Here is a 15,291-nt window from a genome sequence, read left to right as displayed (position 1 = left end):
CCACGCCTCCAACGGGTGACCGAGCGGTTTAGCTCCCGGTAGCCAGGCCAAAAAGCCCAAGTTGTCGTGTCAACGTGTCCGGGAGGGCCGAAGACAACGGAGTCGCAGGTCCCGGTGTCGAACCGGGCAGGCCGCGGTTACGAGTCACGGTTGGGCAACCAACGCCGCCCGGTCCCTTGTGGGACGGGCGGCGTGAGCGCTGCGCGAATGCTGCGCTACTCGTTGTGCAGCACCTCGGCGATCGTGAGCCGGGCCGCGCCGCGGGCCGGCACCAGGGCGCCGAGGAGTGCGATCACCACTCCGGCCAGGCCCATCAGCACAAGCGTCGGCACCTGCCAGACCGACAGGACCGAGTACGGAATGGTCACCCGCGCGGCATCGGCGGCCGCCGGCAGGATGTAGTGGTGCGCCAGCACGCCCAGCGGAATGCCGAGCACACCGCCCACCACGCCGACCAGGGCCATCGAGCTGAGCACCATCGTGACCACCTGCCGGGGCGTCATCCCGATCGACTTGAGCATCCCGAGGTCCCGCCGCCGTTCCCGCACGTTGAGCACGACCGTGTTGAAGACGCCTAGAGCGGCCACAGTGGACAGCAGCAACGACAGCACCGACGAGAAGCCGATCACGGTCACCGCGAAATCACTGACCTGGGCGTTGTTGTACGCGTCCAGCGCCGGATCGGCCGCCCGCACCGCCGCGGCGTACCCGTCGACGTCGGCGCCCGGTGTCAACTGCACCTGGTAGTAGACCTCGTGCGGCAAGACGACCCGCGCCGGTGCGAGTGCGGTGAACACCGACCAGTCGACGATGAGGCCGGGCGGTCCTTCGGGGCCGTCCATCGTCTCGCCGACGACCGTCACCGTCTGCTCGACGGACGGACCGAGCCGCAGCGTGATCCGCGATCCCATCGACAGGCCCAGCGCCTTCCGAAGCTCCGAAGGCACCACCGTCTCGGAGGGCCCGGCCATCCAGCGGCCCTCGGTCAGCTCGTCCGCGTACCCCATGGTCGAGTAGTCCCCGCGCATGAAGTTGACCATCACCGGCTGGGTCTGTCCGACGACCGCGACGGGCAGCTTGAGGTTTGCCGCCACCCGGGCGGCCGACGGCGTCCCGCGCAGCAGCGATTCGACCTGGATGTCGGTACGGGTGGTCCGGGCCGGAGCCGCGACCGGCGGGCCCTGTCCGTCGGGGACGATCCGGCCCTGCCCGTCGGACGGGTACACCCCGACCTGGCCGGAGGCCCGATCCTCGATCGCCGAGATCCGGCCCAGCGACGCCGCGAGACCGGTCGCGAACGTCACCGTGGTCACCCCGAGCAGCACGGCGGCGACGGTGAACGACGTCCGGCCGGGCCGCGCGAACGGCAGGCCGATCCCGAGGGTGACCGAGCGGGCCAACCGCAGGCCGGCGAGCCGGTGCTGGATCCGGGTGGCCCGGCCGAGCCGCGGCGCGCTGCCGGCGCTGATCGCCGCCGCGGCCGAGAGGCTGTGCGCGCGGGCCGCGGGTACGAACGCCGCGAGTGCGACCACCGCCGGCACCCCGACCAGCCCGGCGACCCAGATCCACGGCCCGACCCCGATGCCGACGTCGAGGCCGAGGCCCTCGAAACCGGAGGTGAGCAGCGGTTGGGCCGCGAGCGAGCCGGCGACCGTGCCGAGGACGCTGCCGGCGACCGCCGGCACCGAGACCATCGCGAGGTAGACGGCGACCACCTGGCGCGGCGTGAAGCCGAGCGCTTTGAGGATCCCGATGTGCCGGTAGCCGGAGACCACCGCGCCGCTGACCACGTTGCCGACGATGACGATCGCGACGATCAGGCCGAGCACGCCGAACGTGGCGAGGAACGGCACGTACACGCCGACGTCGGCGGAGACCTCTTCCTTGACCGCGGTGTAGGGCCGCGCGGCGAGCAATGCGCCGGTCGGCAGGCCGGCGGTGGTGGCCGCCAGGTCCGCCTCGACGGCCGCCTTGGTCGACACGTCGCCGGTGAACCGGTAGAGCATCTGCGTCTCGGTCGGGTGCAGCGAGGCCATCTGTTCCGGCGCGACCCAGGCGTCCGCGGTCTGGCTGAGGCTGTAGGCGCGGCCCACGACGGTGAACGGGACGCCGCCGAGGGTCACCTCGTTGCTCCCCGGCGGCATCCCCCGCTCGCCGTCGCCCTGCGGTGGCCGGTTGAGCACGATCTCGCCGGGTGCGGTGGGCCAGCGTCCGTCCCAGAGGTTGAGCCGGTCGACCGGACCGGCCGGGTCGGCTCGCCCGACGACGGTCAGCGGGCCCCGGGGACCGATCCGGCCGTCGCCGTCGGAGTCGAGGACGGCCAGGCCGAACGGCCCGGACGTGGCCGCCACCCCGGTCCGCCGGGCCGACAACTGCGCGTCGGTGACCAGAGCGGCGTCGAAGACGGCGACCGCGTGCGCACCCTGCTGGTGGTCGAAGCTGCGGTCGAACGGCGCCGACGACGCCTGCAGCAGCGCCAGCGCGACGACGACCGTCGTGGTGGAGAGCAACACCACCAGGCCGATGACGAACGTCTGCATCCGGCGCCGGCGGACGGCGGCCCGCCCGGCCCGCCACACCGCACTCATGCGCGTTCCAGGATGCGCTCGCCGGTGACCCGGCCGTCGGCGAGTTCGACGACGCGGCTGGCGCAGCGGGTCGCGAGCCGGTCGTCGTGGGTGACGATGAGCAGCGTCTGGCCGATCTGGTTGAGGTCGAGCAGCAGATCCATCACCTGTTCGCCGGCGCGGCTGTCGAGGGCGCCGGTCGGCTCGTCGGCCAGCAGCAGCGCCGGGCGGTTCATCAGCGCCCGCGCCACCGCGACCCGCTGCCGTTCGCCTCCGCTCAGGCTCGCCGGGTAGGCGTTGCGCCGGTCGGCGATGCCCAGTTCGTCGAGCAGTTCCAGAGCCCGGCTGCGGGCCGAGCCGACCCGCGCGCCGGTGAGCTGGGCGGCGAGCGCGACGTTGTCGAGCGCCGGCAGGTCGTCGAGCAGGTTGAAGAACTGGAAGATCATGCCGATCTTGTGCCGGCGGAACAACGCCAGTTTCGTCTCGTTGAGCCGGCCGAGGTCCTGGTCGTGCACCAGCACCGTGCCGGAGGTGGGCCGGTCGAGGCCGGCGATCATGTTGAGCATCGTCGACTTGCCGCAGCCGGACGGGCCCATCACGGCCACCGCCTCACCGGTGCGGATCTCCAGCGAAACCCCGTCGAGAGCGGCGGTGTCGCCGTATTCCTTGCGGACGTCGTCCAGCCTCACAACCAGCGTCATGCCAGCAAGTTAGCCCGGCACCGACCCCGCCCGAATCGGTCGCGGGATGCATCCGGGCACCGGCGTCATCCGCGCGATGTAGTCGGGTGGACCCCGGGGATGACGCGCCGGCCGAGACGGGATGCGAAGGTGAAGCGGTGGCCTGGCTGGTAACCGCGTTGAGCGTCGCGTGCGCGGCCGCTTTCGCGGTGGCCTACGCCAGAGCGAGCCGACGGCATCGCGAGGCCATGGAGCAGCGCGGCTGGCTGCTCGAACGGGAACGGCAGAACGCGGCACACACCGCGGTGGAGCAGGAACGCGCCCGGATCGCCCGCGAGCTGCACGACATCGTCAGCCACAACGTGAGCCTGATGATCGTGCAGGCCGCCGCGGCCCGCGAGGTGCTGCCGACGATGCCCGACGAGGCCACGGCGGCGCTGACGGCGGTCGAGGGCGCGGGCCGCACCACGATGACCGAGTTGCGGCACCTGCTCGGCCTGCTGGCACCGGCGGCCGACGGGAAGGACGAGGACCTCACGCCGCAGCCCAGCCTGAGCCGGCTCAGCCCGCTGATCGACCGGATCGCGTTCGCCGGCCTGCCGGTCGAGGTGCGGATCTCCGGCGAACCGCGGCCGCTGCCGTCCGGGATCGACGTGACCGCGTACCGGATCGTCCAGGAGGCGCTGACCAACGGGCTCAAGCACAGCACGGGCGGGAAGGCGGAGGTGACGGTCCGCTACGCCGAGCGCGCGCTGCGGGTCGAGGTGCTGACGAGCGGCCCGAGCGTGCTGACCGGCGCACGACCGGAGCCCGGCCGCGGCGACGGCGCCGGCCGGGGGTTGCTCGGGTTGCGGCAACGGGTCGCGGTCTACGGCGGCGACCTCGACGCCCGGCGCCGGCTCGGTGGTGGCTACCGGGTCCGCGCCCGCATCCCGCTGGAGGCACCGTGACGACCGGCCCGCGGGTGCTCATCGCCGACGACCAGGAGCTGATCCGCACCGGCTTCCGGCTGATCCTGACCGCGCGCGGCGTCGAGGTGGTCGGCGAGGCCAACGACGGCGCGGAGGCGGTGACGGCCGCGCGCCGGCTGCGGCCCGACGTGGTGTTGATGGACATCCGGATGCCCGCGATGAACGGGCTGGAGGCGACCCGGCTCATCCTGGAGAGTGACCCGCGCTGCCGGGTGCTGATGCTGACGACCTTCGACCTCGACCGCTACGTGTACGCCGCCCTGGCGCTCGGTGCCAGCGGCTTCCTGCTCAAGGACGTCACGGCCGACCATCTGGCGGCCGCCGTCCGCCTGGTCGACACCGGCGACGCCCTGCTGGCGCCGTCGATCACCAGGCGGCTCGTGCAACGGTTCGCGGCCGAGGATCGCGAGAGGCCGGCCGTACACCGTGATCTGGATGCCCTGACCCCGCGCGAACTGGAGGTGTTGACGCTGCTCGGCCGCGGCCTGTCCAACACCGAGTTGGCCCAGGAGCTGACGCTCAGCGAGGCGACGGTCAAGACGCACGTGGCCCGGATCTTCGCGAAGCTCGCGCTGCGCGACCGTGCCCAGGCGGTGGTGCTGGCCTACGAGACCGGGTTGGTCACGCCCGGCGACGCATAGAACTCCCGGCGTACGGCGCGCAGCCAGTCTTCGACGGCCGGCACGTCGGGCTGTTCGGGGACCGCCGGTGACGCGGCGGCGAACGCGTCCTCGTGCGCGGCCAGCATGGCCCGCGCGACGTCGAGGTCGCCGGCCGCCACCCGCTCGCCGAACTCGAGGAAGGCCCGCGGGTCGTCGAGCGGCACCAGGATCTCGCCGGTGCGGTAGGCGTGCAGGCCCTGGTGGCACAGGCGCATCAGGTGCCGGGCGTGCTTGGCGACCCGCTTGTCATAGCCGGGTGCGCGGTTGGACAGCAGGCGGAACTGTTTGGTGGCGTAGCCGAGGTAGGCCTCGCGGACCCGGCGGGCCGACAGGAAGCGATCCCGGATCGCGATCAGCTCGTCGCCGAGCGGCGTCCGCGTCTCGTAGAGCCGCGAGGGCAGCCACAGCAGCTCGGTCACCGTCGGGTTCCCGGCCAGGGCCAGCCGGCAGAACTTGGCCGCCTCGTGCACGGTGACGTCGGGCTCGTGGCTCACCCGCGTCTCGGTGTGCTGGGCCAGGCCGTGCAGTTCGATCGTCGGCACCGCGAAGATGCCGAGCCGGTCCACGTCGGAGCCGGGGCCCGCAAGGCCGTACGCGGTCGACCCGACAACCCCCATCAGCAGGAGCGACACTGAAAAATCTTCCCCGTCATGGCAACCGGATGGCGGGCCGAAGCATCTAATCCAATGTGGACAGAGATGCGGTCAGCGGAGCGCGCCCAGCGGTGCGTTGTCGAGCAGCGGGTCTTCGTCCTTGCGCGAGGCAAGCGAGTGGCTGGTCACGGTGTCGACGCTGGTCCCCCGCCCCTGAGCCGGCCGATAGCGCACGGTCGCCGCGTGCGGCGACGAGTGCAGCACGATCCCGGGCCGCCAACTGCCCAATGTGTGCACCCAGACCCAACTGCCGGGTTGGTAACCCTCACTCGGGGAAGCGGCGGGTTCCGTTCGGAGGTGGGGATCGAGGAGCGGCGCGGCCATGTGGATCATCTCCGTCGCGGTTTGCGTTGCTCGGGGGGCTCGCTTGGAGGGGCGTGCACATGAGCATCGCAGGCAGCTGATCAGCGTGCAAGATTTCATGGCGATCTTTAGCATCCTGAGGACATCCATCGAACGGACTTTCAGTTACGCTATGTACGTCACGGTTTCATGGTGAAAGAAGCAAGCCGCGAGCCGTATACCCAATATCGGTCACTACCAGGAGCAAGCGCAGCGATGGAAGCCCCAGAAAGGCACGGCGTGCCGATCTTCGACTACCCAGAGCAACTTCTGGTTTTTGGCCGACCGGGCGTCCGGATCGCCGGAACCCGTGGCGGGCGCCAGTTTCCACGTCACACGACCAGAAAGGACTAGCCCCATGCCGGACAGTACGGGATGGATCATGTCCAGTAGATCTACGGGCAACGGTGGCAGCTGCGTGGAAGCGCGCCGCCACGATGGCTGGATCGAGGTCCGCAACAGCAAGAACCGCGCGGGTGGTCAGGTGCGGTTCACCACCGAGGAGTGGGACTCGTTCCTCTTCGGCGCCAAGCGCGGCGAGTTCGACCAACTCCTGAAGGACTGACGCGCGAAAACGCCGGGCCGTCGGATGACGGCCCGGCGTTCTCGCGTTTGTGGACGGTCAGGGCAGCTTGGCCACCCCGCACAGCCCGCCGCTCTGCGACGGGTCCGCGGCGAAATCGGTCGGGTCGCCCGGCGCCGGGCGCCATTCTGGCAGCCACACCACACCGGGCTCGACCAGGTCGAGGCCATCGAACCAAGCGGTGACCTCGGCCCGCGAGCGCAGGACGAACGGCGTCGTGGTGTCGCGCTTGTAGACACCCTGCGCGCTGTCGAGCTGGTCGAGGTCGATCGTCATGCCCTCGGCCGAACCGTGCGAGAGCACCAGGTAGCTGCCCGACGGCAGGGCACCGAGCAGTTCGCCCAACGACTTGGTCGCGACCTCGTCGTCGGCCACGAAGTGCAGCACCGCCACCATCAGCAGCGCGACCGGCTGGTCGAAGTCGATGATCTTGCGGACCTGCGGGTGGGCCAGGATCGACTGCGGGTCACGCAGGTCGGCGCGGATCGCCGTGGTGCGGGGATTGCCGGCCAGGATGTCGAGACTCTCGGAGACGGCGACCGGGTCGATGTCGACGTAGACCACCCGCGCGTCGGGGCTGATCTCGTGCACCACCTCGTGCACGTTGCCCTCGGTCGGGATGCCGGAGCCGACGTCGAGGAACTGCTTGACGCCCTGCTCGGCCACGTGGCGCACGGCCCGGCCCAGGAACGCCCGGTTGGCCCGGGCCAGCAGCGGCACGAACGGGAACATCTTGGTGATCGCCTGCGCCGCTTCGCGGTCGGCCGGGAAGTTGTGTGTGCCGCCGAGGTGGTAGTCGTAGATCCGCGCAGCGGTCGCGGGCTTGGCACTGCCGTCGTTCGCGACACCGGCCACGGTCGCTCCCCCGTCCTCAAGGTCGACATCTGACGCCGTCCACTATGCACGAGCGGACCGGTCGTCGTCGCCCCGGGAGTCAGCCGAAATGCTCGAGCGGAACCGACGCGTGCGAGACCAGCTCGAAGACGCGGCGGTATTCGGCGACCTCGTGCTCCTCTTCGAGGTAGAGCGCGCCGACATGGGACTCGAGATAAACCACGTCGGGATCGTCGGCGTCGTCGAAGTCGAGGATCCGGAACGCGCCGGCCATCGCCGCGTGGGCGCCGACCGAGAACGGCAGCACCCGGATGTCGACGTTGTCGCGCTTGGCCGTGCGCCGCAGGTGTTCGATCTGGCCGTCGAGCACCGACTTGCCGCCGACCACCCGGGTCAGCGCGTTTTCGCCGAGCACGGTGACCAGCTTGGGACCACGGGCCAGCAGCGCCCGCTGCCGCTGCATCCGCAGCTTCACGTGCCGGTGCACCGACTCGTCGTCGGTGGGCTGCTCGGCGCCGAACACGGCCAGCGCGTATTGCTCGGTCTGGAACTCGCCCGGAATGATCTCGCCGTCGTAGGTGCAGATCTTCGAGGCGCTGGCCTCGAGCCCGACGTAGAGCTTGAACCAGTCGGGGATAACCGGGCTGCCGTCCCACCACTCTTCGCGCGAGGTGCCCAGGGCCATCTCGGCGAGCGCGTCGGTGACGCTCTGGTCGGCGCCGTAGAGCCAGCACAGCGCCCGCACGTTGGCGCCGGTGACGGGGACCTTGCCGGTCTCGATGCGGTGCAACGTCGGCTCGGAGATGCCCAGCCTGGCCTCGGCCACCTCGCGCCGCGACTTGCCGTTGGCAACGCGCAGCTTGGTCAACCGTCGCCCGAGGGCGCGCCGCACCACCCGCTGCCCAGTGACCGGCACTTCCGGACCTCCTATGCGCTGCTCATGTCAACTCGCACACCTTACCGGCAGTGCCAGCCCAGTTACACCATCCGAAGGATCAAAAAGCAGGAGATCAATTTCGGCCGTCCGGCGCACACCGCGCGACACCCTATCGGGGGATACTGCGGGCATGCCGCTCCCTACCGGCTATGCCGACCTGGTCCAGCGCGTCTCCGCCGAAGCGCACGACGGCGCGTCCGAAACCGCGGTCCTGCGCCACCTGCGCGACGGCGGCCTGCAGTTGGTGCCGTCCGCCCGGGCGTTGTGCGACATCTACGACATCGGGCTCGGCGAGGCGCAACGCCGCATCGACCGCAGCGGCGTCTGGTCCGACGTCCGCGACGACCGCCCACCGTTCGGGCCCGTCGACGGATAACCGCGCCGGCAAAGGAGAAACGGCCCGCTACAGTTGTCCGCATGCGGCGATGGTTGTCGATGTCTTGCGTGCTGATCGCCCTGGCCGGCTGTTCGTCCGTCGGCCGTGACGAGGCTCCCCCGCCAGACCTGGCCACCATCACCAGCCCGTGCGAGTTCCTGCGCGACGCCGACCGCGAGGCCCTTGGCCTCGGGCCGGGCGAGCTGACCGAATCCGCGGGCCTGAACGGCGACCCGGCTGCCCGGCGCTGCGACTTCCGCGTCGCCGAGCCGCGGAACCACAGCGGCGCCCACCTCGACAGTGTCTCCGTCACCTTCCTGCCGACGACCCTCGACGTGGCCCGGCTGGCCCTGGAAAACGTCGACGAGCGCGGCATCTTCGGCTCCGGACGGATGTCGGCGTTCGGCGCCGCGCCCGACGGCCTGTTGCAGCGCGACGGCGCGCGACTCGGCCAGGCCACCTGCGAGCGGCTGTTCGCCGTCGGCCCGCACCGGAGCGTGCAGGTCGGCTTCATCGTCGAGCGGCTGCCGCTGGGCGAACCGGTCTGCCACGCCGCCGCCCGGCTGGCGCCGGTCGTCGACGGCCGGATCCCCCGGCCGTCGCCGGATTAGGCCGTGGGCGCGTAGAACTCGATCGTGTTGGCGACCGCGGCCGTCACCGCGTCGGTCGGCGCGCCGTCGGCGAGCTGTGCCGCACCCCAGCTCTCGGCGCTGGCCACCATGAACGCGCGCGCCTCGGGCGACTCTTCCCAGCCCTCTTCGTCGTCGAGCCCGCGGCCCGCGAGGTGCAGGCCGAGCCCGAGGAACGACAGGTCCCAGCCGACACCGGTGGCACCCGGCCCGTATTGCTTCCAGAGCTCCTCGTCGACGACGGCCACGTGGCGCAGCAGCAGTTCGGTGCCGCCGTCGGGCTCGGGCGAGAGGGTCAGGTGCACCTCGCTGCCCGTCGTCGTCGCGATGTCGGCACCGAAGACCCAGGTGACCACCAGTTCGGTCGGCCGTTGACAGCGCAGGATCCGGCCACCGGCGTTGCCCTCGATCTGGTAGAGCCCGCCGACGGTCAGGTCGCCGTCGACCGGCAGGAACCAGCGGCTGAGCCGCTCGGGATCGGTGATCGCGGCCCAGACGTCGTCGGCCGGCGCCGGGAAGCTGCGCCGTAGGACCACCGAGCGGGCCGGGCCCTCCGGCAGGTTCTGCCGGCCCACCTCGCGGGACGCGGTCTTGATCGCATCGAGGAAGTCCATGGGCGACACTTTACCAACAACTTATATAAGCGACGGCGTACGAGCGCCGCGTCATTCCTGTTTGGCCAGGTCGGCGCAGCCCGACTCGTCGGGCAGCAACGGGCGCACCTGCACCGACCACTGCTTGCCACCGGAAGCCCACGGCGTCATGGCGTTGGCCTTGCCGGCCGCGGCGAGCACCGCGCGGCCCTGGTCGCCGCTCGCGGCCACGCAACCCACGTCGACGTTGGGGTTGAGCCGCGCGCCGGGCAACGCCGGCCCGGGCCACGCGACCGGCGCCGGGGCGCCGAGTTCGACGACGTTCTCCGGCTGCCGGGTATAAGGAGTCGCGATGCCCGCGACCACCGTCGCCTGGTAGCCGCCCTCCTCGCTCACCGCGCCCTTGCCGAGCGTCTTCGGCAGGTCCTGCAGCGCGGCCAGCAGGTGGGAGAGCTTCTCGCGGGCGGACTTCTGCGCGGCGGTCAGCACCCCGGCGTCGTCGGGCATCTCCAACGCGTATGCGTCGGTGGTGCGCACGCCGCCCTCCGTCGTCACCACGAAGCGGGTGGTGGCGGCGTCGGCGACGGCGGGCTGGCCGAGGTCGGTGCCGGCGCCGACGCCCGCCTTGACCGCGCGGCGGACCAGTGCGTCGACGTCGGCCGCCGAGATGCGCGCCTGTTGCAGGTTGGGCAACGCCGGGCCGGGGTAGATGGCCGCGACCGGGCCTTCGGTGATCACCCGGCCGTCACCGTAGATCGAGAGCGCCGGCACCCGCGACGGGATCGACTGGGGTGTCACGAAGCCGCCGGCGTGGGTGACCCGCAAGGCCACCTCGTCGGCGCCGAGCGCCTCGGCGGCCGGCGGCGAGCCGGCGGGTGCGGCGTCGGCCGCGGGCTGAGCACACGCGGAAACCAGCATCACCAGCGGCACGGCAGCGGCGACCGCCCAGGAGGAACGTCCCATACACCCTCTGACGATCCAGGAGGCGGTTCCGTTCCGGCCTGGGCCTGACACGGCGCGTGGCACGATCGGATGATGGTTCGTGATGATCACCTGATTGCTCAGGTGCGGGAACTGATCGGTGGCGCACCCGACGTCGACGAGCGCCGGATGTTCGGCAGTCTGATCTTCATGGTGGGCGGCAACATGGCCTGCGGTGTCCGCGCCGACGGCCTGCTCGTGCGGGTCGGCAAGGACGCCACCGAGGCGGCGTTGGCGCAGCCGCACGTGAGCCCGTTCGAGATGGGCGGCGGGCGGCGGCCGGCGGGGTGGGTCGTGGTCGGGCCCGGCGGGCTGGCCACCGACAAAGAGGTCGAGGCCTGGGTCGAGCGGGGCGTGGCGTACGCGCGCACGCTCCCGGTCAAATGAGCACGACGCCGGCCCGCGAGGCCGGGCAGAGCAAGGCGCCCGGCCCAGGGGTGTTGGCCGTGACCGGGTCGACCGGCGAGCTGGGAGGCCGGGTCGCCCGCCGGCTGGCCGACGCCGGGCACGACCAGTTGCTGATCGTCCGCGACGCCGACCGGGCACCGAAGCTCCCCGGTGCCCGGGTCGCCGTGGCCGCCTACCACGACGAGGCCGCCGCGAGGGCGGCGCTGTCCGGTGTGGACACACTGTTCATGGTCTCGGCCGCGGAGGAGGCCGACCGGGTCAGCAAGCATCTCACGTTCCTCGACGCGGCCGCCGCCGCCGGGGTGCGGCACCTCGTCTACACCTCGTTCTGCCGCGCGGCGCCGGACTCGACGTTCACGCTCGGCCGGCACCACTACGCGACCGAGCAGCACATCACGTCGACCGGTCTGTCCCACACGATCCTGCGCGACAACCTCTACCTGGACTTCCTGCCCGACCTCGCGGTCGACCGGGTGATCCGCGGGCCGGCCGGCGAGGGCCGGGTGGCCGCCGTGGCCCGCGACGACGTCGCCGACGTGGCCGTCGCCGTGCTCGGCGAACCGGGCCGGCACGCCGGGCAGGTCTACGAGCTGACCGGGCCGGCCGCGATCACCTTAGAGGAGGCGGCGGCGACCATGACCGCGGTCTTCAACCGCCCGTACCGGTACGAGGAGGAGACCATCGAGCAGGCGTACGCGTCCCGCGCCCACTACGGCGCGCCGAGTTGGCAGGTCGACGGCTGGGTCAGCACCTACACCGCGATCGCACACGGCGACCTGGCCGAGGTGACCGACGCGGTCGAGCGGATCGCCGGCCACCCGCCGATCGACCTGGCCGAAGTGCTGCGCCGAGCAGGTGCCGGTGGCTGAGGCGGCGATCGCCGCCCGGCTGCGGGCGGCGGGGTGCGTGTTCGCCGAGGAGGAGGCGCGGCTGCTGGTCGAGTCGGCGCCGACGCCGGCCCGCCTCGAGGAGATGGTCGCCGAGCGGGCCGAAGGAGTGCCGCTGGAACACGTGCTCGGCTGGGCTGAGTTCTGCGGCGAGCGGGTCCTGGTGCGGCCGGGCGTGTTCGTGCCCCGGCACCGCACCGAACTGCTGGTCCGGCTGGCCGTCGCCGCGATCGGCGAGCTGCCCGGCTCGGAGCACCGGCCCGTGCTGGTCGACCTGGCCTGTGGGTCGGGTGCGATCGCCGCGGTCGTCGCGGGCCGGGTCGGCGACGTCGCCGTGTACGCGGCCGACATCGAACCGGCGGCCGTTGCCGTGGCGGTGCGCAACCTGGCGCCGTACGCCGGCCAGGTCTTCGAAGGTGATCTGTTCGACGCCTTGCCCGGCGAGCTGCGCCGGCGGGTCGACGTGCTGGTGGCCAACGTGCCTTACGTACCCAGCGCCGCCGTTGATCTCCTGCCGCCCGAGGCCCGCGAGCACGAGCCGCTGCGCGCGCTCGACGGCGGGGCCGACGGGCTCGACGTGCTGCGCCGGGTGGCCGGCGGTGCCACGGGCTGGCTGCGCCCCGGCGGCACCCTGCTCAGCGAGATCGGCGTCGATCAGATCGAGGCGGCCAAGGCGGCGCTGACCGCCGCCGGCCTGGCCCCCGAGGTGGTCTCCGACGACGACCTGGACGCCACGGTGATCCTCGGACGGCGGTGAACATCACCACCACAGGGTGGGAAAGCGGCTCTGCCGGTAGCCCCGACCTCGGTAGCCTCGCGGTCATGAGGATCGGAATTGTGGGTGCCACCGGCCAGGTGGGCGGCGTGATGCGGCGGATCCTGGCGGAGCGCGCCTTCCCGGTCACCGAGCTGCGGCTGTTCGCCAGCGCGCGCTCGGCCGGGCGCACGCTGCCGTGGCAGGGCACCGAGATCACCGTCGAAGACGCCGACACCGCTGACTACCGCGGGCTCGACGTGGTGCTGTTCTCGGCCGGCAAGGGCGCCTCGAAGACGCTGGCGCCCAAGGTCGCCGAGGCCGGCGCCGTGGTGATCGACAACTCCTCGGCCTGGCGGATGGACCCGGCCGTCCCACTGGTGGTCGCCGAGGTCAACCCCCACGCGATCACCGAGCGCCCCAAGGGCATCATCGCCAACCCCAACTGCACCACGATGGCCGTGATGCCCGTGCTCAAGCCGCTGCACCGCGAGGCCGGTCTGGTCGCGATGGTGGTCGCCACCTACCAGGCGGTCTCCGGCGCCGGCCTGTCCGGCGTGGCCGAGCTCGACGAGCAGGTCCGCAAGGTCGCCGAGCGCGCGACCGAGCTGACCCACGACGGCGCCGCGGTCGAGTTCCCCGAGCCGCGCCAGTTCTCCCAGCCGATCGCCTTCAACGTCCTCCCGCTGGCCGGCTCGATCGTCGACGACGGCTCCGCCGAGACCGACGAGGAGCAGAAGCTCCGCAACGAGAGCCGCAAGATCCTCGAGATCCCGGGGCTCCGCGTGTCCGGCACGTGCGTCCGGGTGCCGGTCTTCACGGGGCACTCGATGCAGGTCAACGCCCGTTTTTCGGCGTCTTTGACGCCTGCGCGCGCCGTCGAGATCCTGGCCGACGCGCCAGGGGTGGCCCTCGACGAGGTGCCGACCCCGCTGAAGGCGGCGGGCCAGGACCCGTCCTACGTCGGCCGTTTCCGGGTCGACGAGACCGCCGACAACGCGCTCGCGTTCTTCGTCTCCAACGACAACCTGCGCAAGGGCGCCGCGCTCAACGCGGTGCAGATCGCCGAGCTGCTGGCAGGCTGACGTGGTTGCGCTCCCCCGCTGACCGCGGCCGGTATGCCGTCGGGGTCAGCCCGGTCAGCGCCCGGAAGTCGTTGATCATGTGCGTCTGGTCGAAATAGCCGACCGCCGCGGCGGCTTCCGCCCAGTCGCCGGTCACCGTGGCGAGCAGCCGCTGCAGCCGGCGCACCCGCGCGAACCGTTTGGGCGCGAGGCCGACCTGGGCGGTGAACCGCCGTCGCAGGGTGCCGGTGGTCAGGCCGAGGCTCTCGCTGGCCGCGCCGACGCCCTGCCCCCGGTGCAGGGCCGCGGCCGCGGCGGCGATGCCGGGATCGGGTGCGAACGTCGCCCGTGCGTCGAGGTCGGCCCGGAGCAGCTCGAGCGCCGCCCGCGGCCCGGTGGCCGTGCAGAGCCGTTCGCGCAGGTCGGTGCGCCCCCAGAGGTCGTCGAGAGCGACCACGGGCTCGTCGAGGGCGTCGACCTTCCCCACGAACGGGTAGGCCCCGCCCGGCCGGAACACGACGCAGACGGCCCGCCGCTGCTGGGCGGTGTCGATCTCCAGCGGGGCGGCCCGCGGCGGGCAGAACCCGGCACCGGCCCGGGTGTGCCGGCGGCCGTGCCGGTCGTGCCAGCTCAGCTCGTCGCGGTCGAGATTGACGACGAGCTGGGCCGCGCCCGTCGGGATGCTGGCGTCGCGCCCGTCCGGCAGGTCGGCCTCGTAATAGCCCAGGCTCGCGACGAACGGCGCCAACCGGGCCGAGGGCGCCAGCGTGACCATGCGCGGCATGAACCCGAGTCTGCCACCAGGGGGTGATGATGGCCCGGTGACAGACGTCTTCCACGAGCTTCTCGAAGCCAACGACGCCGGCATCCTGGCCACCATCAAGCGCGACGGACGCCCGCACCTGTCCAACGTCAACTACACCTACGACCGGGTCGCGGGCACGATCCGCGTCTCGATCACCGACCGCCGCCAGAAGACGGTCAACCTGCGCCGCGACCCGAGGGCCAGCTTCGAGGTCACCACGCCGGACCTGGGCCGGTTCGCGGTGGCGGAGGTCCGCGCGACCCTGTCGCCGGTGGCGGCCGACCCGGACGACGCGACCGTCGACGAACTGGTCGACATCTACCGTCGCATCGCGGGCGAACACCCGGACTGGGCCGAGTTCCGCGCCGCGATGGTCACCGAGCGGCGGATCGCCCTGACCCTGACCGTCGAGCGCCTGTATGGCTGGCCGCGGCGGTGAGCCCTGACGGGCCACGCCACCACGGACCGGCCTAGGTGTACTGCCCAGGGACGTTGGTCAACCTGGTGATGGGTGGCCGGCCGCCGACGGCGGTGTGGGGCCGGTGGTGATTGTAGTGATGGAGCC

Annotated in this window: 19 protein-coding genes; 10 read left to right on the top strand and 9 right to left on the bottom strand. The window is 71.9% G+C overall.

Annotation, left to right across the window (positions count from 1 at the left end):
* Positions 1 to 215 precede the first annotated feature (215 nt).
* Together AB0J74_RS12980 and AB0J74_RS12975 are read right to left on the bottom strand one after the other, a co-directional pair.
* Positions 216 to 2,588, bottom strand: a complete 2,373-nt coding sequence (locus AB0J74_RS12980; protein ID WP_363447837.1) for an FtsX-like permease family protein — start codon at positions 2,586 to 2,588, stop codon at positions 216 to 218.
* Positions 2,585 to 3,268 carry an ABC transporter ATP-binding protein gene (locus AB0J74_RS12975; RefSeq protein WP_363447835.1) on the bottom strand — a complete coding sequence of 228 codons (684 nt, stop codon included), beginning with the start codon at positions 3,266 to 3,268 and terminating at the stop codon, positions 2,585 to 2,587. The genes AB0J74_RS12980 and AB0J74_RS12975 overlap by 4 nt, the downstream gene beginning before the upstream one ends.
* Positions 3,269 to 3,495: 227 nt before the next feature.
* Here AB0J74_RS12975 and AB0J74_RS12970 point away from each other — a divergent pair, with 227 nt between their 5' ends.
* Together AB0J74_RS12970 and AB0J74_RS12965 are read left to right on the top strand one after the other, a co-directional pair.
* Positions 3,496 to 4,197: a histidine kinase gene (locus tag AB0J74_RS12970; protein ID WP_363448353.1), complete on the top strand. Its 702-nt coding sequence runs from the start codon at positions 3,496 to 3,498 to the stop codon at positions 4,195 to 4,197.
* Positions 4,194 to 4,859 carry a response regulator transcription factor gene (locus AB0J74_RS12965; protein WP_363447833.1) on the top strand — a complete coding sequence of 222 codons (666 nt, stop codon included), beginning with the start codon at positions 4,194 to 4,196 and terminating at the stop codon, positions 4,857 to 4,859. Before AB0J74_RS12970 ends, AB0J74_RS12965 begins: the two co-directional genes overlap by 4 nt.
* On the opposite strand, the gene AB0J74_RS12960 is transcribed toward AB0J74_RS12965, so the two are convergent.
* The gene (locus AB0J74_RS12960) at positions 4,823 to 5,512 is read right to left on the bottom strand and encodes a nucleotidyltransferase domain-containing protein (RefSeq protein ID WP_363447831.1); all 690 of its coding nucleotides are present in this window, start codon (positions 5,510 to 5,512) and stop codon (positions 4,823 to 4,825) included. The genes AB0J74_RS12965 and AB0J74_RS12960 overlap by 37 nt on opposite strands.
* 72 nt (positions 5,513 to 5,584) lie before the next feature.
* Positions 5,585 to 5,857 carry a hypothetical protein gene (locus tag AB0J74_RS12955; RefSeq protein ID WP_363447829.1) on the bottom strand — a complete coding sequence of 91 codons (273 nt, stop codon included), beginning with the start codon at positions 5,855 to 5,857 and terminating at the stop codon, positions 5,585 to 5,587.
* A gap of 376 nt (positions 5,858 to 6,233) precedes the next feature.
* Here AB0J74_RS12955 and AB0J74_RS12950 point away from each other — a divergent pair, with 376 nt between their 5' ends.
* Positions 6,234 to 6,440 (top strand): DUF397 domain-containing protein, encoded by a 207-nt coding sequence (locus AB0J74_RS12950; protein ID WP_363447827.1) that lies wholly within the window; start codon positions 6,234 to 6,236, stop codon positions 6,438 to 6,440.
* Between the two features lie 57 nt (positions 6,441 to 6,497).
* Here AB0J74_RS12950 and AB0J74_RS12945 read toward each other — a convergent pair whose 3' ends face one another.
* The gene (locus tag AB0J74_RS12945; protein ID WP_363447825.1) at positions 6,498 to 7,313 is read right to left on the bottom strand and encodes an SAM-dependent methyltransferase; all 816 of its coding nucleotides are present in this window, start codon (positions 7,311 to 7,313) and stop codon (positions 6,498 to 6,500) included.
* A 79-nt stretch (positions 7,314 to 7,392) separates the two neighbouring features.
* The gene (locus AB0J74_RS12940; protein WP_363447824.1) at positions 7,393 to 8,208 is read right to left on the bottom strand and encodes a helix-turn-helix transcriptional regulator; all 816 of its coding nucleotides are present in this window, start codon (positions 8,206 to 8,208) and stop codon (positions 7,393 to 7,395) included.
* A gap of 151 nt (positions 8,209 to 8,359) precedes the next feature.
* Here AB0J74_RS12940 and AB0J74_RS12935 point away from each other — a divergent pair, with 151 nt between their 5' ends.
* Complete coding sequence (locus tag AB0J74_RS12935; RefSeq protein WP_363447822.1) at positions 8,360 to 8,605, top strand: hypothetical protein; 246 nt, start codon at positions 8,360 to 8,362, stop codon at positions 8,603 to 8,605.
* A gap of 41 nt (positions 8,606 to 8,646) precedes the next feature.
* Complete coding sequence (locus AB0J74_RS12930) at positions 8,647 to 9,216, top strand: hypothetical protein (RefSeq protein ID WP_363447820.1); 570 nt, start codon at positions 8,647 to 8,649, stop codon at positions 9,214 to 9,216.
* Here AB0J74_RS12930 and AB0J74_RS12925 read toward each other — a convergent pair.
* Complete coding sequence (locus AB0J74_RS12925; protein WP_363447817.1) at positions 9,213 to 9,848, bottom strand: SRPBCC family protein; 636 nt, start codon at positions 9,846 to 9,848, stop codon at positions 9,213 to 9,215. The two genes, AB0J74_RS12930 and AB0J74_RS12925, sit on opposite strands and share 4 nt — an antisense overlap.
* Before the next feature lie 51 nt (positions 9,849 to 9,899).
* Positions 9,900 to 10,790: a hypothetical protein gene (locus AB0J74_RS12920; RefSeq protein WP_363447816.1), complete on the bottom strand. Its 891-nt coding sequence runs from the start codon at positions 10,788 to 10,790 to the stop codon at positions 9,900 to 9,902.
* A 72-nt stretch (positions 10,791 to 10,862) separates the two neighbouring features.
* Between AB0J74_RS12920 and AB0J74_RS12915 the strand changes: the two genes are divergently transcribed.
* The 4 genes from AB0J74_RS12915 to AB0J74_RS12900 all read left to right on the top strand — a co-directional run bounded on the left by AB0J74_RS12915 (position 10,863) and on the right by AB0J74_RS12900 (position 13,942).
* The gene (locus AB0J74_RS12915) at positions 10,863 to 11,195 is read left to right on the top strand and encodes a TfoX/Sxy family protein (RefSeq protein WP_363447814.1); all 333 of its coding nucleotides are present in this window, start codon (positions 10,863 to 10,865) and stop codon (positions 11,193 to 11,195) included.
* Complete coding sequence (locus tag AB0J74_RS12910; RefSeq protein ID WP_363447812.1) at positions 11,192 to 12,085, top strand: NAD(P)H-binding protein; 894 nt, start codon at positions 11,192 to 11,194, stop codon at positions 12,083 to 12,085. The genes AB0J74_RS12915 and AB0J74_RS12910 overlap by 4 nt, the downstream gene beginning before the upstream one ends.
* On the top strand, positions 12,078 to 12,860 hold the full coding sequence (locus AB0J74_RS12905; RefSeq protein ID WP_363447810.1) for a putative protein N(5)-glutamine methyltransferase: 783 nt from the start codon (positions 12,078 to 12,080) through the stop codon (positions 12,858 to 12,860). The genes AB0J74_RS12910 and AB0J74_RS12905 overlap by 8 nt, the downstream gene beginning before the upstream one ends.
* A 65-nt stretch (positions 12,861 to 12,925) precedes the next feature.
* Entirely contained in the window at positions 12,926 to 13,942 is a 1,017-nt protein-coding gene (locus AB0J74_RS12900) for an aspartate-semialdehyde dehydrogenase (protein ID WP_363447808.1), read from the top strand.
* On the opposite strand, the gene AB0J74_RS12895 is transcribed toward AB0J74_RS12900, so the two are convergent.
* Positions 13,905 to 14,705, bottom strand: a complete 801-nt coding sequence (locus tag AB0J74_RS12895; protein WP_363447806.1) for a helix-turn-helix domain-containing protein — start codon at positions 14,703 to 14,705, stop codon at positions 13,905 to 13,907. The genes AB0J74_RS12900 and AB0J74_RS12895 overlap by 38 nt on opposite strands.
* A gap of 37 nt (positions 14,706 to 14,742) precedes the next feature.
* Between AB0J74_RS12895 and AB0J74_RS12890 the strand changes: the two genes are divergently transcribed.
* Positions 14,743 to 15,165 (top strand): PPOX class F420-dependent oxidoreductase, encoded by a 423-nt coding sequence (locus tag AB0J74_RS12890; RefSeq protein ID WP_363447804.1) that lies wholly within the window; start codon positions 14,743 to 14,745, stop codon positions 15,163 to 15,165.
* Positions 15,166 to 15,291: the final 126 nt, after the last annotated feature.

The sequence above is a fragment of the Asanoa sp. NPDC049573 genome (genome assembly GCF_040676615.1).
Taxonomy (GTDB): Bacteria; Actinomycetota; Actinomycetes; order Mycobacteriales; family Micromonosporaceae; genus Asanoa.
Note: the sequence above shows the minus strand (reverse complement) of the source record. Positions and strands in the feature narration are given on the sequence as shown.